Annotated in this window: 18 protein-coding genes; 4 read left to right on the top strand and 14 right to left on the bottom strand. The window is 71.6% G+C overall.

Annotated features, from left to right (window positions below):
* The 11 genes from I003_RS0115285 to I003_RS0115235 form a co-directional block, all read right to left on the bottom strand.
* The coding region (locus I003_RS0115285; RefSeq protein ID WP_486584232.1) for an AMP-binding protein at positions 1–1133 on the bottom strand (1133 nt) is incomplete at its 3' end.
* A 261-nt stretch (positions 1134–1394) separates the two neighbouring features.
* On the bottom strand, positions 1395–3521 hold the full coding sequence (locus I003_RS0115280) for an ABC transporter ATP-binding protein (protein WP_027772323.1): 2127 nt from the start codon (positions 3519–3521) through the stop codon (positions 1395–1397).
* A gap of 42 nt (positions 3522–3563) precedes the next feature.
* Positions 3564–3794: an MbtH family protein gene (locus I003_RS0115275; RefSeq protein ID WP_027772322.1), complete on the bottom strand. Its 231-nt coding sequence runs from the start codon at positions 3792–3794 to the stop codon at positions 3564–3566.
* 149 nt (positions 3795–3943) lie between these two features.
* On the bottom strand, positions 3944–5242 hold the full coding sequence (locus tag I003_RS0115270) for an ATP-binding protein (RefSeq protein ID WP_027772321.1): 1299 nt from the start codon (positions 5240–5242) through the stop codon (positions 3944–3946).
* Between the two features lie 9 nt (positions 5243–5251).
* Positions 5252–5905: a response regulator transcription factor gene (locus I003_RS0115265; RefSeq protein WP_027772320.1), complete on the bottom strand. Its 654-nt coding sequence runs from the start codon at positions 5903–5905 to the stop codon at positions 5252–5254.
* 209 nt (positions 5906–6114) lie between these two features.
* Entirely contained in the window at positions 6115–6924 is an 810-nt protein-coding gene (locus I003_RS0115260; RefSeq protein ID WP_027772319.1) for an alpha/beta fold hydrolase, read from the bottom strand.
* A gap of 119 nt (positions 6925–7043) precedes the next feature.
* Positions 7044–8348, bottom strand: a complete 1305-nt coding sequence (gene dpgC, locus I003_RS0115255) for a (3,5-dihydroxyphenyl)acetyl-CoA 1,2-dioxygenase DpgC (protein ID WP_027772318.1) — start codon at positions 8346–8348, stop codon at positions 7044–7046.
* The gene (gene dpgB / locus I003_RS0115250; RefSeq protein ID WP_027772317.1) at positions 8345–9007 is read right to left on the bottom strand and encodes an enoyl-CoA-hydratase DpgB; all 663 of its coding nucleotides are present in this window, start codon (positions 9005–9007) and stop codon (positions 8345–8347) included. Before dpgB ends, dpgC begins: the two co-directional genes overlap by 4 nt.
* A 14-nt stretch (positions 9008–9021) precedes the next feature.
* Entirely contained in the window at positions 9022–10152 is a 1131-nt protein-coding gene (gene dpgA, locus I003_RS0115245) for a 3,5-dihydroxyphenylacetyl-CoA synthase DpgA (RefSeq protein WP_027772316.1), read from the bottom strand.
* A gap of 123 nt (positions 10153–10275) precedes the next feature.
* Complete coding sequence (locus I003_RS0115240; protein ID WP_027772315.1) at positions 10276–11640, bottom strand: aminotransferase-like domain-containing protein; 1365 nt, start codon at positions 11638–11640, stop codon at positions 10276–10278.
* Positions 11641–11819: 179 nt separating this feature from the next.
* A complete protein-coding gene (locus I003_RS0115235) occupies positions 11820–12944 on the bottom strand; it encodes a prephenate dehydrogenase (RefSeq protein ID WP_037720908.1) in 1125 nt (374 codons plus the stop codon).
* 217 nt (positions 12945–13161) lie between these two features.
* Here I003_RS0115235 and hppD point away from each other — a divergent pair, with 217 nt between their 5' ends.
* Together hppD and I003_RS0115225 are read left to right on the top strand one after the other, a co-directional pair.
* The gene (gene hppD, locus I003_RS0115230; RefSeq protein ID WP_027772313.1) at positions 13162–14268 is read left to right on the top strand and encodes a 4-hydroxyphenylpyruvate dioxygenase; all 1107 of its coding nucleotides are present in this window, start codon (positions 13162–13164) and stop codon (positions 14266–14268) included.
* The gene (locus I003_RS0115225; RefSeq protein WP_027772312.1) at positions 14249–15382 is read left to right on the top strand and encodes an alpha-hydroxy acid oxidase; all 1134 of its coding nucleotides are present in this window, start codon (positions 14249–14251) and stop codon (positions 15380–15382) included. Before hppD ends, I003_RS0115225 begins: the two co-directional genes overlap by 20 nt.
* Positions 15383–15658: 276 nt before the next feature.
* Here the strand turns inward: I003_RS0115225 and I003_RS34855 are convergent, their stop codons facing one another.
* A complete protein-coding gene (locus I003_RS34855; protein ID WP_486584231.1) occupies positions 15659–16543 on the bottom strand; it encodes a ParB/RepB/Spo0J family partition protein in 885 nt (294 codons plus the stop codon).
* A 751-nt stretch (positions 16544–17294) separates the two neighbouring features.
* Positions 17295–17855: an LmbU family transcriptional regulator gene (locus tag I003_RS0115215; RefSeq protein ID WP_027772310.1), complete on the bottom strand. Its 561-nt coding sequence runs from the start codon at positions 17853–17855 to the stop codon at positions 17295–17297.
* 456 nt (positions 17856–18311) lie between these two features.
* Here I003_RS0115215 and I003_RS0115210 point away from each other — a divergent pair, with 456 nt between their 5' ends.
* On the top strand, positions 18312–18644 hold the full coding sequence (locus I003_RS0115210; RefSeq protein ID WP_027772309.1) for a hypothetical protein: 333 nt from the start codon (positions 18312–18314) through the stop codon (positions 18642–18644).
* Here the strand turns inward: I003_RS0115210 and I003_RS36455 are convergent.
* Positions 18635–18814, bottom strand: a complete 180-nt coding sequence (locus I003_RS36455; protein ID WP_199784305.1) for a hypothetical protein — start codon at positions 18812–18814, stop codon at positions 18635–18637. The genes I003_RS0115210 and I003_RS36455 overlap by 10 nt on opposite strands.
* A 340-nt stretch (positions 18815–19154) precedes the next feature.
* Between I003_RS36455 and I003_RS0115200 the strand changes: the two genes are divergently transcribed.
* On the top strand, positions 19155–20381 hold the full coding sequence (locus I003_RS0115200; RefSeq protein WP_027772308.1) for an NAD(P)/FAD-dependent oxidoreductase: 1227 nt from the start codon (positions 19155–19157) through the stop codon (positions 20379–20381).
* Positions 20382–20481: the final 100 nt, after the last annotated feature.

The following is a 20481-nucleotide window of genomic DNA, read 5'->3' as shown; positions in this document are numbered from 1 at the left end:
GCCGGATCCAGCACACTCAGCAGCGACGGCACCACACTGGCCACCGACACACCCGAGCCACGGATCATCTCTGCCAGCGCAGCGGGCTCCTTGCGCTCCTCATCCGAAGCAACCGCCAAGGTCCCACCCGCCGCCAGCGTGACCGTCACATCAAGGACGGCAGCGTCGAAGCTGAACGACGCGAACTGCAACGCCGTCACACCCTCCCCCCCCCCCAGCACCGGCCGCATCACCGCCGCCAGATTCGCCGCACCACCGTGCGGCACAGCCACACCCTTCGGACGCCCCGTCGACCCGGACGTATAGATCACATACGCCAGCTCATCGAGACCACCCCGACGCTCCACCGGCGCACCCGACTCCGCCGCAATCTCCCCCGCAGCCTCTTCCAGCACCACCACCCGCACATCACCGAACGACGCCCCGGCCGCCGACTCAGCCGCCCCCACGACCACGGCGGCTTCGCTGTCCGCGACCATGAACCCCAACCGCTCCGCCGGATACGCCGGATCCAGCGGCACAAACGCACCCCCCGCCTTCCACACCGCCAGCATCCCCACGACCATCTCCACACCACGCGGCACACACAGCCCCACCCGCGACTCCCGACCCACACCACACCGCCGCACATACCGCGCCAGCCGATTCGCCCGCCCATCCAACGCGGCATACGACAGCGTCTCCGCCCCACACCGCACCGCCACCGCCTGCGGCGCCCGTCGCACCCACTCCTCGAACCAGTCCAGCACCGACCCGGAAGGCACCACACGGCGTGTCTCGTTCCACCCCGGCCCCACCAACGCCCGGTCCCCCGTACCCAGCAGATCCACGGAGCCCACCCGGGCGTCCGCTCCGGCGCTCACACGCTTCGCGAATCTCACAAACATCTGTTGCAGTGCCGCCGACCCCGCCCCGGATATCGATGCGGGAGCCGCCGACGCGAGTACCACACACTCCGCCCCGTGCTCGCATATCGCTCCGCCGTCCGCCCCGACCGCGTGTCCCGGGGAGCGGAGCAATTCCTCAGCCTGCCGCTGGATTCCTGCCAGCGTGCTTCCCGGAGCGACCTCGATACGCAGGGCCCCGGGCGTCTCCCCCTCGATGACGACGACGATTTCCGGGTCACCCGTCATTCGGTGGAGGAAACCCGCCGCAACGGCCGCCGCCTGCGCCCCGGACACATCCAGGTGCACCGCGAGATCGAGGCCGTCCGTGAAACGGAGGTCCCATGTGCTGCCGGCGGGGCACGGGGTCACGTGCACCACTGGCAGGGCAGGGCTGGGCGAATCAGACATTACTGAGGTCTCCACTGGCTCAATCGGGCGACGTCGGTCTGGCGATTGCGGACCGCGCGACGCTGCGGGTCCTCTGCCGGTGCTGGGTAATCCTGGGGTCTAGCGCGGCCCGGGGCCGTGCAGGACGGGGCCGGGCCCGCCCATTCCGGGACCCGGGCCCATTCCCGGGCCGGGGCCGATGAGTATTCCCTGTGGCGGACCGTCCCTCATGGGGCCGTTCGGCGGCATCGGGGCCGCCTCCGGCAGCGGGGCGTCGCCGTCTTTCGGCCGGCGGGAGAACTGGGTGCGGTACAACTCGGCGTAGAGGCCGTCGAGTTCGAGAAGATCGTCGTGGGTGCCGTGTTCCTGCACCTGGCCCTGGTCGATGACCAGAATCTGGTCCGCGTGGCGGATGGTGGAGAGGCGGTGGGCGATCACCAGCGAGGTCCGGCCCGTGAGCGCCGTGGTGAGGGCCCGCTGCAGCGCCGCCTCGGACTCGGAGTCCAGGTGGGCGGTCGCCTCGTCGAGGACGACGATCGGCGGGGCCTTGAGCAGGAGCCGGGCCATGGCGATGCGCTGCTTCTCACCGCCGGACATCCGGTAGCCGCGGTCGCCGACCAGGGTGTCGAGGCCGTCGGGCAGGGACTCGATCAGGCTCCAGATCTGGGCCGCTCTGCAGGCATCGATCATGTCCGCCTCGGTGGCGTCCGGGCGGGCGTAGTGGAGGTTCCGGCGGATGGTCGTGTGGAAGAGGTGGGCGTCCTGGGTGACCATGCCGACGGTGTCGCGCAGTGAGGCCAGCGTGAGGTCGCAGAGGTCGTGGCCGCCGATGCGCACGACGCCCTCAACCGGATCGTAGAGCCGCGGCACCAGGTGGGTGATGGTCGTCTTGCCGGCGCCCGAGGGGCCGACGAGTGCGGTCAGCTTGCCCGCGGGGGCAGTGAAGTTCAGGCCGCGCAGGGTCCAGGAGTCGTCGCCGCGCCGAGGCGCGGGGCCGGCCAGGGACTCCAGCGAGGCGAGGGAGACGTCTGCCGCGGAGGGGTAGCGGAACGAGACGCCCGAGAACTCGATCTCCGGCGCACTCGGAGCCGCGCCGCCGGCCGCGCGTGCCTCGGCACGGTGCGGCTCGGCGGCTCCGTGCGCGTGGGCTCCGTTGGCGGCCACGTCGCTCGCGGTGACGGTGGGCAGGGGGCGGGCGTCCGGCTTCTCCTGGATGAGCGGCTTGAGATCGAGGATCTCGAAGAGCCTGTCGAAGCTGACCAGCGCCATCAGGATGTCCCGCTGGGCTCCGGAGAGCTGGTTGATGGGCGCGAGCAGCCTGGTGAGGAGGGTGGCGAGCGCCACCAGGGTGCCGATCTGGAAGACGCCCTCGATGACGAGGCCGCCGCCGAGCCCGTAGACCAGGGCGGTGGACAGGGAGCCGACGAGCATCATCGACAGGAACAGCAGCTTGGAATAGACGGACGCGCGGACACCGAGGTCACGGCCCTTGCCCGCGAGGTCGGCGAACATGCCGTTCTCGGTCTCGGGCCGGCCGTAGAGCTTGGCGAGCAGGGCGCCGGTGACGTTGAACCGCTCGCTCATGAACGCCCCGATTTCCCCGTTGACCTGCATGTGTGCGCGCATCACGCGCTGGAGCCGGTGCCCGACGACTTTGCCGGGGAGGATGAACAGGGGAAGCATCACGAGGCTGATCAGGGTGATCGCCCAGGAGAGATAGAACATCGCGCCCAGCACCAGGAGCGCGGTCAGACCGGCGGAGACGACGGTCGACAGCAGCGATGTCAGGGCCTGCTGGGCTCCGACGACGTCGGTGTTGAGCCGGCTGACCAGCGAACCGGTCTGGGCGCGGGTGAAGAAGCCGAGCGGCTGGCGCTGCACGTGGTCGAAGACCTCGGTGCGCAGGTCGTAGATGAGCCCTTCGCTGACCTTGCCGGAGAGCCATGCCTCGGCGAAGCCGACGACGGTCTGTAGGAGCGACAGGGCCGCGACGGCCACGGAGATCCAGACGACGACCGAGGTGTCACGCGGCATGATGCCGTTGTCGATGAGGTACTTGAAGAGAAGGGGAACGGCGACCACGATTCCCGCATTGAGCGCGGTGACTGCGAACAGCACGAAAATCCTGATTCCATGCGGTCGGGTGTAGGGAAGGATGCGCTTAGCCGTACCCTTCTTCACCGCCTGCCTGGTGACCGAATCCGGCCCGCCGGCGCGCATGATGACCGGCCCGGAGCCGCCAATCATGGCCACGAATTGCCTCCAGTACTCGTCGTCGGGCCGGGCGTCCTAGCGGGCGGCGGATTGCTCGTGCCGGTCCATCTCTTCGATCAGGCTCTTCGGGCGCATGTCCGTCCAGTTCTCCTCGATGTAGTCCATGCACGCCTTGCGGCTTTCCTCACCGAACACGGACTTCCAGCCGGCGGGGACTTCGGCGAAGGAGGGCCAGAGTGAATGCTGGTTCTCGTCGTTCACCAACACCAGAAAAGTACCGCTCTCGTTGTCGAAGGGATTTGCCATGTCCGCTCCCGTCGGTGACTTCTCTTCACGTCGGAATACACACTAACCAGGCAGCCAGAAGGCGACAAGGTTGGACAACGGGAAGGTGTCCAACTGTGAATTGTCAGCAGTTGGACGGGCGTTATTCAGTGAAAACGGAAAGGAGCGTCTCACGCATCGGCGGGCGCGGTGCCGGGCACCGCCGGCCCGGCCGTCAGGTCGTTCTCCCCGGGCCCGTCGGCGCGCAGCGGGAAGGCGACGGTCACGGCGAGCCCGCCTCCGGCTCCGGCCTCGGCGGTGAGCGTGGCGTCGTGCGCGGCGGCGATGGAGCGGACGATCGACAGGCCGAGCCCGTAGTGGCCGTCACCGGCGGTACGGCAGAGCCGCTGGAAGGGGTTGAAGAGACGCTCGACCTGGTCCGGCGGCACTGCGGAGCCGGTGTTGCGGACGGAGAGGAACGCGCCCCCTTCCCGTACACCGGTGGCGATCTCGACGATGCCGCCCGGAACGTTGTAGTCGATGGCGTTGTCGAGGAGGTTGGCCACCAGGCGGTGGATGAGGGCGGAGTCGCCGGAGATGCGGGCCGGTTCGATGACCGACTCCACTTCCAGTCCACGCCGGCCGATCTCTGGCCGGAAGGCCGGGAGGACCTCGTGGGTGAGCGCGGCGAGGTCGAGAGGTTCCGGGTTGTCCAGACCCCGGTCACTGCTGGAGAGGGTGAGGAGCGACTCCAGCAGGGCGGCCTGCTGCTTGCTGATCGTCAGCAGCCGCTCGAAGTTGGCGCGGAAGGATTCGAGCGTGGCGCCGCGGTCGATGAGGGTCTCCTCCAGCAGCGCGTGTTCCAGGGTGAGGGGGGTGCGCAGCTCGTGGGCGGCATTGGCGACGAACGTCTTCTGGGATTCGAGCGCCGTCTCCAGCCTGCCGAGCAGCCCGTTGACGGTGTCGGCGAGGTCCTTCAGCTCGTCGGGCGGCCCTCCGGTCGCCAGGCGCTCGTGCAGGTTCCGTGCGGAGATGCGGCGGATGGTGCTCGTCATGGTGCGCAGCGGGCGCAGCACGCGGCCGGCGACCACCCAGCCGAGCCCGATGGCGATGACGGACATGATGGCCAGGGCGAGCCCGGACTGCATGAGCAGCCGGTCGAGCATCGCCTCGCGCTGGTGGGATGCCTGCTGGCGCATCTCCTCGACGATGCCGCCCTCCTGGCTGAACTCCTCGTCCAGCCGGTAGGTGCGGGTCTCGGCCTGGGCGGAGGACTGGGAAGAGTCGTACTGCACGTCCTTGAACGTCACGAGACCGCCCGAAGGGCGGGCGACGAGGAGGTACGTGATCGCCAGCAGCACGGCGCCGGAGAGGACGAAGAGCGAGCCGTACAAGAAGGTCAGGCGTACCCGGACCCGGCGGGGGGTGAGCTGCCCGGACATCGCACCGACCCGTTTCAGGACGGCCAGGTGCAGTCTCGACGGCCCCATGGGCGCACCTCAAATCCGGTAGCCGCTCCGCGGCACCGTCTCGATCACCGGGGGCGGACCGAGTTTGGAGCGCAGGCGGTTGATCGTGGTCTTCACCGTGGTGGTGAACGGGTCGGCCGCCTCGTCCCACACGCGTTCGAGGAGTTCCTCCGCCGAGACCACCCGTCCCTGGGCGGAAAGCAGGCACTCCAGGACGGCGAGTTCCTTGGGGGTGAGCGTGAGGCGTTCGCCGCCGCGGGTGGCGAAGCGCTGGGCGGGGTCGAGCCGGAGGTCGCCGTGCTCCAGCACGGGGGGTACGGCGGGCTGGGCACGGCGGGCGAGGGCCCGCAGCCGGGCGACCAGCTCGGCGTAGGCGAAGGGCTTGGGCAGATAGTCGTCGGCGCCGAGGTTCAGTCCCTCGACCCGGTCGATGATCGTTGCGGAGGCGGTGAGCATCAGCACCCGTGCGTGGTGGGGCTGGGAGACGAGTTCCTTGCATACGTCGTCGCCGTGGACGCCCGGGAGGTCGCGGTCGAGGACGACCACGTCGTAGTCGACGGTCATCGTGCGCTCCAGCGCGTCGGATCCGTCGTACACGACATCGACGGCCATACCCTCCCGGCGCAGTACCCGTGCCACCGAGTCGGCCAGCTCAGCGTGGTCTTCGACTACCAGAACCCTCATCAGCGGCACCTGCCGGCGGTCTCGCGGGCGCGTGGTGAGGATGCGGCGGATGGGCGTTCGAGAACGGCCATCACGACTGACGATCCCCCACCGTGCGTCACACTGCGGTCACAGCGCCTTCAGATTAGCGTGGCCCGGCATAAGGGCGCGGTTTCGGCGGACGGGAACCAGCCGGTCCTCCTGCTGGTGGCCGGCCCCGGCGGGCGGGCTCAGGCCGGGGCCGCGGCGAAGAAGTCGAGGACGGCCGCGTTGACTGCGTCCGGCTTCTCCAGGTAGCCGTAGTGGCCGCAGCCGGGGATCTCGATGTACGCACCGCCCGGGATGGCTGCGGCGACCTCACGCGACAGGTGCGGGCGGATGACGAGGTCGTCGCCGAAGCCGACGACCAGGCACGGGCAGGAGATGCGCGAGTACGCACCGAGCCGGTCCTCCATCGTCTGCAGTTCGAGCTGACGACGGAATGCCGACATGTCGATGGCTGTCATCTCGAAGACGTCGAGCCAGTCGCGCAGCGTCGCCTCGTCGTTCAGCGTCTGCGGGGAGAGGTTCTGGAGGGCGCTGACGTACGCGGCGTAGCGCGGGGGGAGCTTCACGCCGCTGTCGCAGAGGTCGAGTTCGGCGGCGGTCATGGCCGCGACCAGGCCGTCGGCACGCCCGGTGGGGGCCATGAGGACGGCCTGCCGCACCAGTTCGGGGCGGGCGAGAAGGAGTTCCTGGACGATGCTCGCGCCGAGGGAGAAGCCGACGACCCGGCACCGGGCGAGGCCCAGGTGCTCGATCAGGCCGGCGGTGTCGGCGGCCATGTCGGCAAGGGTGAAGCCTTCGGGGCACGGGGCGCTCGGGAGTATGCCGCGGTTGTCGACGGTGATCACCCGGTGGCCGGCGGCGGTGAGGGCGGGTACCTGGTGGGTGCGCCAGATCCGTCCGGGGGCGCCGGTGCCGGTGACCATGACGACCGGCTGCCCGGTTCCGTAGTCGTCGAATCCGAGCGTGATCCCGTTGATCCCGGCGGTCGGCATCAAGGGCTCCTTCCGTCGTCGGACCTGTGCTTCCTTCTGCGGCCCGTGGTCTTCCGACCCGGCTCCCCCGGTGGCGGTACGCCCGCGGGGCCGGAACGACCGGCTGCCGCGGGCGCCGATCACGCCGGGCGTCGTGTGAACCGGCCGGCCTTGCCGACCACGTCCGCGGCATGGATCCGTACGGCCTGCTGGAGCGCGAACTCGGCCATGTAGCGCCGGAAGTCGTCCACCGGCTCTTCGGCGGCGTTCAGCATGTGCCGGTTGGGGACGACGGCGGGACCACCGAGCCGTTCGACGGCGGCGGCGATCGCGTCGTCCATCCCCGCCGGCTCGACCACCTCGTCGAGCACCAGTCGCGCGTCGGGGTCGGTCGCCGGGAGCCGGCGGTCCTGCAGGATGACCTGCCGGGAGATCCGCGGGCCGGTGTGCCGGCCCAGCCGGAGGTTGCCGGCGCCGGGGACGATGCCTTCGCGGGCGGCCGGCAGCGACACGTAGGCGTCCGAGGCGGCGAGCACGTGGTCGCAGACGAGCAGCAGTTGCATGCCGCCGCCGATGGCGAACGTGTCGACCGCCGCGATCCAGGGTTTCTCCACGGTACGGGTATGCCAGGATGCGCCGCCCGCGCCGCGCACCCCCCGGACGATCTTGTGGAGGTAGCCCAGTTCACGGCGGAGGAGGAAGCCCACCAGCGAGATGCCGCCCGCGTGCAGGCTCTTGAGGTTGATCCCGGCGCTGAAGACGCGCTTGCCGCGGTAGCGCGGATGCGTCATCTCACCGCCGCGCAGGACGGCGACCCGGACGCCCGGGTCGAGCAGCGCGAGATCGACGGCGGTCTCCATGTCATCGACCTGCTGCTCGTCCTCGGCGTTGAGGCAGTCGTCGCGGTGCATCGTCAGATACGCCGCGCCGTCGCGCCGTTCGAGCCGGACGGAGTGGGTGTCGACCCGTCCGGTCCCGGTGAAGCGCGGCAGCAGTTCCAGCGCTCGGGGTGTGGGGAGCAGCATGGCGTCGAGCAGGTGGGGACCGGCGACCGGGGAGGCGAGGACCGCACGCAGGAAGATTGCCTGGTCGATCTCGTGCCCCTCCTTGTCCGCCTGGAGCCGGCTGCGCTCCGCAGCCAGTTGCCCGGCGCCGGGTACGAGCCCGGGGTAGGCGGCGGCTGCGGCGGAGAGCAGGTCGGCGAGCCGAAGGGATCGGGTGCGGCCGCCGGTGAGCCGGTCGTAGACGGCGTCGGCGTGATCGTCCAGGAAGGCGGAGCGCAGCGCACGGGCCTCGTCGAGGATCGCGGCGGCGCGGGTCCGCTGGGCGGGCGTGCGGACGTCCGGCGGCGGGAGCGTGGCGATCTTCTCCCCGGCCCGGGCGAGCGCCGCGCCGACCTCCGGCCAGCCGGCCTGTGTGCGCGCCGGGCGCAGGTCCGCGGTCACGGGGCCACCCGGGCGGCGTCCGCCCGCAACGACCGGTCGCAGGCGGCGAGGTGCCGGCCGAGCGCGTCTTCGAAGCTGGTCGTCGTGGCGTCGAAGAGCAACTGCCGGCGGATGGCGACTTCCTTTCCGGACAGCCCGCTGACCAGTCCGGCGGCTGCGGCGACGCCGCTCGCGGGCTCGGCGGCCAGATCGTCGACGAGGCCCAGCTCCTGCGCCTCGGGAGCGTCGATGGGCAGACCGAAAAGCACGGCCCGGCGGCTGCCGGCGGCGCCGGCGAGCTGGACGAGCCGGTAGCTCGCCATGCCGGGCCAGGTCGCCTTCCCGTCCCGGGCGACGATGAGTCGCGCGCCGGGGGTGGCGATGCGGATGTCGGCGGCGAGGAAGGCGTCGAGCGCCGTGCCGCCGCAGTCGCCGCGGGCGACCGCGACGGTGGCCGCCGGCAGCCGTTCGAGCCGGCGCAGCGCCCGCTCCCACTTGCTGACCAGTTGGACGTCGAGGCCCTCGGTCCAGCCCGGCTCCGGTACTCCGGTGACGTACACCGTGACCAGGGCGGTGCCATCGCCGTCCTCCGCCTCGTCGCAGATCGTGCCGAGCGCCCTGACGGCCGCGGCCGTCGGCGGCTCGGTCCCGTCGATCACCAGCGTGAGCGTGTCGCTCATCTCATCCTCCGCCCTCACCATCGGACCAGCGCCGTTTCGATCGTCGAGCCCGGGCCCATGGTCATGAGCACACCGTGGTCCCCGGGACGGGTGACGTCCTCGTCGAGCAGCCGCTCGTACGAGAACAGGAACGAGCCGCTCGAGACGTTGCCGTAGTCGCGCAGCACGCCGACCGTGTGGCGGACGTCGTGGCGGGTGAGCCCGAGGTTGACGACGACGGCGTCGATCACCTTCTTGCCGCCCGAGTGCACCAGCCAGTGACGGACGTCGCTGCGGCGCAGGCCGGTGCCCTCCAGCAGCCGGTCGACGACGAGTTCGGCGTGGGCGCCGACGACGTACGGGATCAGCGGGTCGAGGAAGAAGCTGAACCGGTCCTGGTCACGGTCCCAGTCGTAGCGCATCGCCGCCAGCGCCTCGGGGATGAGGCAACTGGCGAACTTCAGCACGTCCGGACCGGGGGCACCGCCGGGGGCGGGCGCGGGCGCGCCCGACATGAGCGCGACGGCGGCGGCGCCGTCGCCGAAGAGACTGTTGACGACGGCGGTGCGCATGGTCTCGTCGAACGCGTACGCCGCGGAGCACGCTTCGGCGCAGAGCACGACGGCGAGTTCGCCCGGGTGCGCGGCCGACCAGCCGGCGACGACGTTCAGCGCGTTCAGCCCGGCGTTGCAGCCCATGCCGACGATGTCGGAGCGGCTGCAGTGCCGGTCGATGCCCAGGTCGCGGATCAGCAGGGCGCTGAGCCCGGGGGTGAGGAAGCCGGTGGACGTCACGCAGCACAGGTGGCGCAGGTCCGACAGCTCGTGGCCGGCGCTCTTCAGGCAGGCGCGGAGGGCTTCCGCCCCCATCTCGATGGCCATGGCCCTGTGCTTGTCGAGCAGGTCGCCCTGCGGCTCGGAGTGCCGGACGCCGTGCACGTCGGGGGCGGGCAGAGTCAGATGGCGCCGTTCTATCGCGCTGTTGAGGAAGACGGAGCTGATCTTGGGGTCGGTGATGCCGAAGGCGTCGAGCACCTCCTGCTGCGTGTACGACGTGGGAGTGGCGGCCGTGCCCACCCCGAGGATGCGCGGCCGGTAGGGGCCGGGCACCTGTGCTGTCGCGGACCGGGGATCCAGAAGCTGCGCACGCTCCACGCCGGTGGTCATCGGAAGGTCCACCCCCACATGCGCTTCTTGCTACGCGGTCGCTGTTCTGCGCTGATGCCGTTCACGTGCGGTCCTTTCCCGCTGGAGTCGGACGGTTGGAGGAGAGGAAACCGGCAGCCGGTGTCACCCGGCCCTGCTCTCGGCCTCGATGAAGCGGGCCAGGCGCACGGTGCCCTCGTCGATCTCCTCGGTGGTCAGATAGCTCGTGGAGAGCCGGATGGCGCGGTGGCCGCCGCCGTCGCCGGGATAGAAGTGGCTCATCGGCGTCCAGATGACGCCGAAGTCCTGGGCGGAGCGGGTGAGCGCCGCGTCGTCGGCGGGGAACGGCACCTGCACGGTGAGGAAGAACCCGCCCTCCGGCCGGTTCCACCGCACTCCCAGCACCTTTCTGCGGTCGGCGGGCAGGCTCGCGTCCAGGGCCTGGAGCATGGCCCGCATCGCGTCTCCGTAGTACGTGGCCGCGCGGGCGTTCAGCTCGGAGACGAGCCCTTGCGCGGCCAGCAGCGCGCCGCCGACGACCGCCTGGCTCAGCGACGGGGTGTTGACCGTCACCATGCTCTTGATCTTCGCGAGTTCGTCGGCGAGCAGGCTGGTGGCCCCGGAGTCGTCGACGACGGTCTGGTCGGCCACGGCGAACCCGACGCGGGCGCCGGGGAAGACGGTCTTGGAGTACGAGCCGAGGTGGACGACGCGGCGGGCGCGGTCGAGCGACTTCAGCGTCGGCGCCGGTGGGCCGGGGCTGACCAGCCGGTAGGGGCTGTCCTCCAGGATGAGCAGGTCGTGGCGGGCCGCCAGGTCGAGCAGATCCGTCCGGCCCCGGGGCGTGAGCGTGGTGCCGGAGGGGTTGGAGTGGTCCGGGACCAGGTAGAAGGCTCGGGGGCGCCGGCCGCGCGCCTTCTCCGCGAGGACCGCCGCTTCGAGATCGGCGGCGCGGAAGCCGTCTTCCCGCTCCTCGACCGGGCACACCGCGATGTCGAGCAGCCGGGCGGCGCCCGTGATGCCGACGTAGCACGGGCTGGCGACCATCAGCACGTCGTCGGGACCGCCGATGAGCGCCCGCAGCGCCAGCAGCATGGCCTCCTGGGCACCGACGGTCACGACGACGGACTCCGCCGGCACGTCGATGCCCTCGTCGGCGCGGAGCGACTCGGCGATGATCTCGCGGATCTGACCGGCCGTCGGGCCGTACTGGTAGAGCGCGGTACGGATGTCCTGCGGTGTGCCGCCGCGGGCGGCCAGGTGGTCGAGGTAGCTCCGCAGGTGCGTGAAGACCTGCTCGGTGTCGAAGAACCCGTCGTACGGCCGGCCGGGGGCGAAGGAGATCGCGCCGGGGTGGCGCAGGGTGATCTCGTTGAGGAAGTTCATCGTGTCCAGCACGGGATCGGACACGCTGCCGTGCAGCTCGGCCTTGCGCAGCGGGTGCACGCCCGGCACCGGGGCGGTCGGCCCGGCGTCGTCGACGAGTGCTTCGGGGCCCGGAGCAGCCATAGAATTCCCCCACGCGAAGGCAATTGATGAGTCGTCTTCCGGCGCATAGAAAAGCACGTCCACATGCATGTCGACAACGCCGTCCAAGAGAGCAATCTGCACACTTGGACGGCGGGCGCACGCGTGGACAATTCCCGGGGTGGGACGGCGGCGCACGCGCATATGAAAAACACGAAAGGTCACCGGGGAGCGGGCGTGAGTTCGGCGTCTCCACCGTCGGCGTCCACGTCCCACCCGTCGGCCTTGAGTTTCGCCGCGATTCGGCAGGCGTCGGACGGGTGTACGCGGCACCGTACCGTGAACCCGCCCGCGGGGGCGGTGTCCACCGACGCGCTTCCCGCGTCCGCGCCGAGGGCGGCGACCGCCCCGAGGAAGCGCCCCAGCTCCCCCGGCCTGCCGGGGACGGCGGCCCGCAGCGCAGCGGTCTGCCCGGGGGGTTCCCGGCGGGCTCCCCCCGGAATCGCGCCGAGGCCGGCGATGCCGCGGTCGAGCAGGTCGACGACAGTGCGCAGGCCCTCCGCGCGGTCCCCGGCCCCGTGCCCGGCGAGGGCCTCGAGCGCCGGAACCAGTCGGGTGAGGTCGGCGTGCACGGCCCGTACGACCCCGGCGAGCGCCGGCGCGTTGGTCTCGATGATGTCCGCCCACAGCCGCGAGTCGCCGCCGGCGATCCGCGTGACGTCGCGCAGCCCCTGACCGGCCAGCAGGGCCACACCCTCGGGGTCGTCCCGCAGCCGCGCGGCCATCAGGCTGGCCAGCAGGTGCGGAACATGGGAGGTCAGCGCGACGGCGTCGTCGTGGGCGTGACTGGCCATCACCAGCGGGGTCGCGCCGCACAGTTCCGCCAGCCCGCGGCCCCGCTCCAAGGTGGCCGGCGAGGTGAGCCGCGACGGCGTGAGAACCCAGGGACGGCCCTCGAAGAGAGTGCCGCGGGCGGCCAGCGGCCCGGAACGTTCGCGGCCGGCCAGCGGGTGCCCGCCGACGTAACGCGCGGGCTGCGGCGCGGCGTTCAGCGCGGCCCGTTCCGGCACGGTCTTCACGCTGCCCACGTCGGTGTACGCGCGCGCCAGAGCGCGCCGCTGCACCTCTGCCAGCACGGCGCCCACCTTGCTCGGCGGAACCGCGATGACGGCCAGGTCGACCGGCCCGGGCGGCTCGTCGGCGAGCCCGGCGCCGAGTGCGGAGGCGGTGCGGGCGGCCGTGGCATCGCGGTCGGAGAGGTACACGGTCACTCCCCGGCGGCAGGCGGCCAGGGCCACGGAGGTGCCGATCAGACCGGTGCCCACGACGGCTATGGAGCGAATCACCAGACATCCTCTGCTCATAGAACTCGATCGATGGATTGCGCTCGGAAGATCCAGCCCGAAACCCGTGGGCCGCATTAACGGAAACGGCGCAACAGTTTATGCAGCGGAGTCGGCGACCACCAGCACGGGAGTCCAGAAAAGACGTCCGTAGCCAGATTCACGACCCGTCGCCTACAGTCCGGGAAACGCATGCCACTTCGTGACCCAGGGGACAGTCATGAATGATTTCAGCGAGTCCGGAGTTCCGTTCGGCGATGCGGCCATCGACTACGTCGAGATGTACGTCGGAAGTCTGGAGGCCGCCGCTTTCGACTGGGTCGACAAGTACGCCTTCTCGGTCGTCGGCACCGGCGGCTCACCGGAGCACCGCAGCATCGCGCTGCGCCACGGCCGCATCACCCTCGTGCTCACCGAGGCCACCTCCGATCAGCACCCCGCGTCGGGCTACGTCCAGGCACACGGCGACGGCGTGGCCGACATCGCGCTGCGCACCACCGACGTGCGTGCCGCGTTCGACGCGGCCGCGGCCGGCGGTGCCGGAGTGCTGCGCGAACCCACCGCACACGACGGCGAAGGACCGGCGGTGACGGCCGTGATAGGCGGATTCGGGGACGTGGTGCACACGCTCGTGCAGCGCGCTCCCCGGGCGGGCGCGGGGCTGCCGCCGGGGTTCGTGCCGGCGCTGCGCGAGGACGACGGCCGCGCGGAGGACGTGGGCCTCCACGAGATCGACCACGTCGCCGTCTGCCTGGACTCCGGGAGCCTCGATCCCACGGTCGGCTTCTATCAGCAGGCGCTGGGTTTCGACTTCGTCTTCGAGGAGCGCATCGTCGTCGGCTCGCAGGCGATGGAGTCGAAGGTCGTGCAGAGCCGGTCGGGCGCGGTGACGCTCACCCTCATCGAGCCGGATCCGACCGCGGATCCGGGCCAGATCGACGAGTTCCTCAAGGCCCACCAGGGTTCCGGCGTCCAGCACCTGGCCTTCTCCTCGGCGGACGCGGTGCGTTCGGTGCGCACGCTCGCGCATCGCGGGGTCGCTTTCCTGGCCACCCCGGGCTCCTATTACGACATGCTCGGCGCGCGCATCCCGTCGCTGAGCCGGTCGCGGCTGGCGGACCTGCGGGCGACGAACGTGCTGGCCGACGAGGACCATGACGGGCAGATGTTCCAGATCTTCACCGCCTCCACCCACCCGCGCCACACCCTGTTCTTCGAGGTGATCGAGCGGCAGGGCGCACAGACCTTCGGCAGCGCGAACATCAAGGCGCTGTACGAGGCCGTGGAGCTGGAGAGGACCGGCCGGCGTGGGCCGTCACGGCGCTGACGCCCCCGGCGGCACGGCCCACACGCTCGCCGACGTGGAGCGCGCCGCGGCCGCTGTCCTGCCGCCCGGGATACGGGACTTCGTGGCCGGGGGCAGCGGCGCGGAGGCGACGCTGGCGGCCAACAGGGCGGCCCTGGACCGTGTGGGCGTCGTGCCGCGCGCTCTGCGGGACGTCTCGGGCTGCTCGACGGAGTCGACGCTGCTGGGGCGCCCGGTGGCCATGCCGGTGGCGGTGGCGCCGGTGGCGTACCACCGCCTGGTGTGCACCGAGGGCGAGCCGGCGGCGGCACGCGCGGCCAACGCGGCGGGCGTCCCGTTCACGGCGAGCACGCTGAGCAGCGTGCCGATCGAGGAGATCACGGACGCCGGCGGCTCGGTCTGGTTCCAGCTCTACTGGCTGCGGGACACCGTGCGGACCCTCGACCTGGTGCGCAGGGCGGAAGATGCCGGCTGTACGGCAGTCATGCTCACCGTCGACGTGCCGTGGATGGGCCGTCGGCTGCGGGACGTACGTAACGGGTTCGCACTGCCGAGTGGCGTGCACGCGGCCCTCCTCGCCGCTACGGAATCCACGGCCCACCGGCGCAGCCGCGGCGCCTCCGCGGTCGCGGCGCACACGGCGGAGGCGTTCTCGCCGGCAGTCACGTGGGAGTCGGTGGCGAAACTGCGGGCGCACACCCGGCTGCCGTTGATACTCAAGGGCGTGCTCGACCCCCGGGACGCACGACGCGCGGCGGAGTCGGGTGTGGACGCGATCGTGGTGTCCAACCACGGCGGGCGGCAGTTGGACGGCGCGGTGGCCAGTATCGACGCGCTTCCCGATGCCGTCGCGGCGGTAGGAGGGGGGTGCGACGTGCTGATGGACAGCGGTGTCCGCGGCGGGACGGACGTGCTGCGTGCCCTCGCGCTCGGCGCCCGCGGGGTGCTGGTGGGCCGGCCGCTGATCTGGGGGGCGGCTGCGGCGGGCGAGACGGGTGCGCGGCGTGTGCTGGAGCTGCTGAAGGACGAGTTGCGGGACTCGATGGGACTCGCCGGCTGCGCGGGCGTCACGGACGCCCGCGACCTGCGCACCGTACGCGTCGCGACGGGGGACTGCCCCCGGACCGTGCAGTAGGCGCAGCGGACTTCCCCGCGCGAGGCCGCCGCCCGGGCCGGCCGACCGGACGGCGGACCCGGGCCGTCCAACAGCTTGATTCAAGTGGTTGGACACCGCGAGATGTCATCCGGCACGACGGAAGGACGTGCGTGTCCTCATCCCAGCACCTTCACGAGGACACGCACGCCGCGCGCGGACGGGCGCCGCATGACCGGCGGGTTCACCCACCTTCTCCGCCGTGCCACCTGTCGTGATACTCCGCGGTGGCTCCACGACGGCCGGAAGGCGCCGCGGTCACAGCGGACGGGCGCTCTCGTGTTCCATCCGCATCGCGATGTCCTTCCAGATGCCGGCGCATTCGCGCGCCAGTTGAGCGACGACACCGCGGCAGTGCGCGGGAACGTTGCCGATGATCTCCTCCCACTGGTCGCCACTGAGTGTGTGGATGTTGAGGAGCCGAAGGAGCGTCCGGCCGGTTTCGCTCAGCCGCAGCGCCGGGTCGGCCTTCAGCCGGTTCACCGCCGAGCCACGGTCGTCGACCGTTATCCGGACCGCCGCCGCCGTCGTCGCGACGCCCGCAGGTACCGCCACCGCCTTCGGCCTGCCCGGGATGTGCGCCGTACCGCGCTGCCGGGGAACGGGCAGCGGGCCCTCTCCCCTGCGCATGCGGTTTCTGACATCCCTGACCGTTTCCGGGGAGATCCCCGCGGCCCGGGCGACCTGCCGCAGCGACAGGCTGGGATTCTCGGTGATCATCCGGCTCGCGATCCTGCGCCCCTCACTGCCGTTGAGGGGGCGTACGCGCCCGTCCTGGCCGACCCGGTGGCCGGTGGTGGCGGTGTCCGCCGACTCACGCCGGCGAATGGCCGCGACGGTGGCCGGGGCGATGCCCGTCACCGACGCGATCATCCGGTCCGACCACTGCGGATGCGACACGATGATCCTGCTCGTGGCCCGCTTCCGGTCCGGCATGCTCAGCGGCAGCCCGTGGGCGATGTTCGCCTCCACGGCGAGGACGAAGGCGTCCGCCTCGGTCCCGTCGAAGAAGCGGACGGCGATGGTGTCCTGACCGCGGAGCTCGGCGGCCCGCAGTCGATGAAGCCCATCGATGACGCGCATGGTCGCGCGGTGTACGACGATGGGCGGCAGTTCGGCCTGTGCCTGCGCGAGTACTCTCACATGTTCTCGGTCTTCTCCCGTAGTCCGAGGTGAGCCCGTTCTCCGTAATCTGCGGACTTCGACCTCGACCGGCATCTGATCGAGATTCCCCTGCACGGACGTCAACTTCAGTTCCTCCCCGATCCAACTTCCGGTGAGCCGGGCCGTGACCCGAACCCATTTGTGCGATTACCGGAACTCGAACAATCCCTTGACGCAGCCGTACTGATGCGGTCGCCAACTGAATCGGCGGCCGAGAGGTCAGGCCTCTCGGCACGGGGGAAGTGAGGTTGATCGGAATGGCGTCAGATCGACGCGGGGACCCGGCCCCGCAGTCGACACCATGCGAACTCTCCCCCGCTACTCGCTTCGTTCCCGGTCGAAGCGAGCGAATGTTCCCCCGTTCGGGCATCGACTCTAACAGCGCCGCCCACGATCAGACACCCCGCGCCTCACCGAATGCACACCACCACACGAGGCATTTGACATGTGCCGCGCATGGGAACTCTTCAAAAACACAGCTCGACCGGGGCGGAGGGCGGGAATCCGGATAGGCGGCGCCTCAAGAATCCCGTGCGTCACGAATTCACCGAAAGGTTTTTCTGCGGGCGGGAAGCCGCGGGAAACACGTCGCCTTGTCCCGCCGGCGGGACAAGGCGCGAAAGTCCGGCGAGGACTTACCGGAGCGGAACATTCCGCCGATCGCGCACGGAGAGGAACAGGTTGAGTCCACCGACATCGCGTCCTTCCCCGGCGTTCGGCCGCCCGCCGGTTACCCGGAGGCGTCCGCAAAGGGCTCCTCTGCCGCCTCGTCCAGCATCAGGACCATCCATTCCATCAGTTCCAGACCAACGGCCTCGGCCGCCTTCTGCCACCGCACCCGGCGCTCCGGCACGACGCTCATCTGGACGAGCGACGGGCCCGCCCCCTCGGCGCCGACCCGGCGGCTCGCCCGGATCCGCCTCCGCAGCTCACTCCGGGTCCACCGGCCCAGTTCCGCACGGGTCAGCCACGCGTCCTGCTCGCTCGCGGACATCCCGGCGACCTCCGCGTGATGCTGAAAGCTGAGCTTGTCCCGCCGTCTCGGCGGAGGGAACTTCCCCGCCACCCAGGCGTAGTTGCGGAGAGTCTGATAATCGAAGGTGGTCTCGGCGAGCGCGCGTTTGTAGCGGTCCGGGTAGTGGCTTCTGCCGTAGATGAGCCAGTCGCCCAGCCACCAGGCCGACGAATCCGCGATGACGAAGATCTGCCGCCCCAGATGGCTCCATTCGGCCAGTGGCAGGCCGGGCGGGAGGGAAAGCGCCGTACGCCTGGTGGTGGAACGACCGCTCACGGACAGGCGGTTGGGGGGACGGGACGGAGCCGGGGACGTCGGCGCCGGACCCTGGCTCGCGGACGGGTGACCCGAAGCACGGCCCGACGGGTTCGTCACGGGGCCAGTTCCGCGCGTCTCTCCCATGGACATGCTGCGCACCTCACCTGCCGATCTGCGCCGCGCTTCCTCGCCAACCCGGCCGGACGACCGCCGGCCCGCTCCGCCGGGCCGCGGCCCGCCCACCGGGGCCGCACGCGGTCAACCGTGCTGGTCCCATCATCCGCGGCGGCAGGTTGCAGCGCGGTGACAGCGCTCCCCTCCCGCACCTGCTCTCACCTCAACCACGCGACGCGCGGACCGTGGGTTGCACCGCGGTTACAGCAGGTGTTCCGGCGCAGTAACCCTCCCCCCGATCTACTTGTCACCAAACCCGAGCGAAGGCGCCGGCCAAGCCGCGCCGGACGAGGAGGACCCATGGTCACCCAGACCCGGTATTGCGCCGAGTGCGGTACCGAGTTCACCTGGACGAGCACCAGCCCCAACCGGCGGTTCTGCGACCCGCGGTGCAAGGCGCGGTGGTGGCGCGGCCGCAACGGGCGGGCCGCCTCGGCGGGCGACGGCACCGCCCCGACGGGCGGGGGGCCGGCTCCCCGGGGCACGGAGCCGCCGGGCCTCGGCACCGCGCACGCCTGCCCGAACTGCGGGCAGCAGCTCACGGTGGTGAACGTGGTGGTCCCGGTCGGGGACGGCCCCGGACGGGCCGGCGAGGAGCCGCTGAGGAGGACGTTCGCGGCGGATCACGGCTGAGCGGCGGTATCGGCGCGCAGCACCACATCGGGGTCGAGCACCGCGTGGAGCGCCTGGAAGTCCTTCCCGCGCGAAGCGGTGAGATGCGTGCCGGCGACCGCACTCCGGCGCATGGTGACGCCCCGGTCCGCCGGAGCTTCCATGACCGTGGTGGCGCTCGGAGCACACATGCCGGAAGAGCGCGCGCCGGGCGCGTCCGCGGAGCCGCAGGGGTCGTCCGCGCCGCACGCCCGCCGGGCCCGGAGGGCCAGGTGCCGGGTCGCGGCCGGCGAGCGCCGCAGAATCGGTGATCCCGTAGATGTACCCGCGGAACCCCTCCCGGCACGGGCCGGGTGCGCCCGTTCCCTCCGCCGCGCGGCAACTCCCGCCCGTCCATCGGGGCCTTTCTCCGTTCCGCCGTGTCACCACCCTGACCAGCGAAACGGGGCCGATGTCACGGCGCGGCGGCCGTGGTGCCCAGGTCGTGAGACGGCGTTGCCCCGCGCGCGGCAGGCGTGGTCCGATCGCCGCATGACTCGCCGCATCGTGATCGTCGGGGCCGGCATCGTCGGCTCGTCGCTGGCCCGGGAGCTGGCCGGACGGGACGGCTGCCAGGTCACCGTCCTCGACCGCTCCCCCGCCGGGCGGCTGTACGGGTCCACGGGCCACGCGCCCGGCTACGTCGGCGTGCTCGGCGAGGCCCCGGTCCTCACCGAGCTGGCCCGGACCACGGTGCGGATCTACCGGGGACTCACGGACGACTACGACGCGACGGGCGGTTCCCCCGCGGCGGACGGCGGCGCCGGTTTCGAGGAGACCGGCTGCCTGGAGGTCGCCACCACGCCCGCGGCGTACGAGACGCTGCGCAGGCGCGCCGCCGCGGCCGGGGAGGCGGGCCTGGGCTCCCGGCTGCTGGGGCCGGAGGAGGCCGCCGCGCTGGCGCCGCGGCTGGTCGACCCCGAGACGGCCGTGGCCGGGCTGCACTTCCCCGGTGACGGCACGGCCCGCGCCGGGCTGCTGACCGCGGTGCAGCGGCGCCGGGCCGAAGCGCTGGGCGCGGAGTTCGCCGACGGGGCGGAGGCGACGGGACTGGAGATACGCGCCGGGCGGGTGCACGGCGTGTGGCTCGCCGACGGCACGCTCCTGCCGGCCGATGACACCGTGCTCGCCTCCGGGATCTGGGGCCCGCTGCTCGCCGCACAGGCGGGCGTGCACCTGCCGCTGACGCCGGTGTCCCACCCGTACGTCTACGGCGGCCCGCGACCGGCGCGGCATCCGCGCGGGCCGTTCGTGCGCTGGCCCGAGCACCACGTCTACGCCCGTGACCACGGTGACCGGGACGGGATCGGCACGTATGACCACGCACCCCGGCCGGTGGCCGCCGAGGACCTGAAGGTGCGGGCCGAGGAGCCCTGGCCCGGCGAGCCGTTCGACGGGGCCGTGGCCGCGGCGCTCGCGCTGCTGCCGCCCGCGCACCGCTTCACGCCCGCCGTCCGTCTCAACGGGGTGTTCTCGGTGACCCCGGACAACCTGCCGCTGCTCGGCCCGTTCGAAGGGCTGCCGGGGCTGTGGTCGGCGACGGCGATCTGGGTCACGCACGCCGCGGGAGCGGCGCTCGCGCTCGCGGAGGCGATGGACGGCGGGGAGGCGGGTGCGGGGCTCGCGGCGCTGGCACCGGAACGCTTCGCCGGCGAGCCGGCCGGGGAGCTGCGTCGCCGGGCGCTGCGCCACTACCGGGACATCTACGCCACCTCCTGAGGCGCCGAGGGTCCGGCGGGACCACGGGTCCGGGCCCGCGGCGGCGGAGGCCCGGGACCCTGTGGACAACTCCGGGCGCCGTCGGGCCGGGGCCGTAGGA

Source organism: Streptomyces sp. CNQ329 (genome assembly GCF_000482585.1).
Note: the sequence above shows the minus strand (reverse complement) of the source record. Positions and strands in the feature narration are given on the sequence as shown.

Bases quoted from the DNA above. Each gene is read 5' to 3' on its own strand.
- I003_RS0115265 (WP_027772320.1), bottom strand. From the start codon at position 5,905: ATGAGGGTTCTGGTAGTCGAAGACCACGCTGAGCTGGCCGACTCGGTG.
- I003_RS0115275 (WP_027772322.1), bottom strand. From the start codon at position 3,794: ATGGCAAATCCCTTCGACAACGAGAGCGGTACTTTTCTGGTGTTGGTG.
- I003_RS0115280 (WP_027772323.1), bottom strand. From the start codon at position 3,521: ATGATTGGCGGCTCCGGGCCGGTCATCATGCGCGCCGGCGGGCCGGAT.
- I003_RS0115260 (WP_027772319.1), bottom strand. From the start codon at position 6,924: ATGCCGACCGCCGGGATCAACGGGATCACGCTCGGATTCGACGACTAC.
- I003_RS0115210 (WP_027772309.1), top strand. From the start codon at position 18,312: ATGGTCACCCAGACCCGGTATTGCGCCGAGTGCGGTACCGAGTTCACC.
- I003_RS0115240 (WP_027772315.1), bottom strand. From the start codon at position 11,640: ATGGCTGCTCCGGGCCCCGAAGCACTCGTCGACGACGCCGGGCCGACC.
- I003_RS0115270 (WP_027772321.1), bottom strand. From the start codon at position 5,242: ATGGGGCCGTCGAGACTGCACCTGGCCGTCCTGAAACGGGTCGGTGCG.
- dpgA (WP_027772316.1), bottom strand. From the start codon at position 10,152: ATGACCACCGGCGTGGAGCGTGCGCAGCTTCTGGATCCCCGGTCCGCG.
- I003_RS36455 (WP_199784305.1), bottom strand. From the start codon at position 18,814: ATGTGTGCTCCGAGCGCCACCACGGTCATGGAAGCTCCGGCGGACCGG.
- dpgB (WP_027772317.1), bottom strand. From the start codon at position 9,007: ATGAGCGACACGCTCACGCTGGTGATCGACGGGACCGAGCCGCCGACG.
- hppD (WP_027772313.1), top strand. From the start codon at position 13,162: ATGAATGATTTCAGCGAGTCCGGAGTTCCGTTCGGCGATGCGGCCATC.
- I003_RS0115200 (WP_027772308.1), top strand. From the start codon at position 19,155: ATGACTCGCCGCATCGTGATCGTCGGGGCCGGCATCGTCGGCTCGTCG.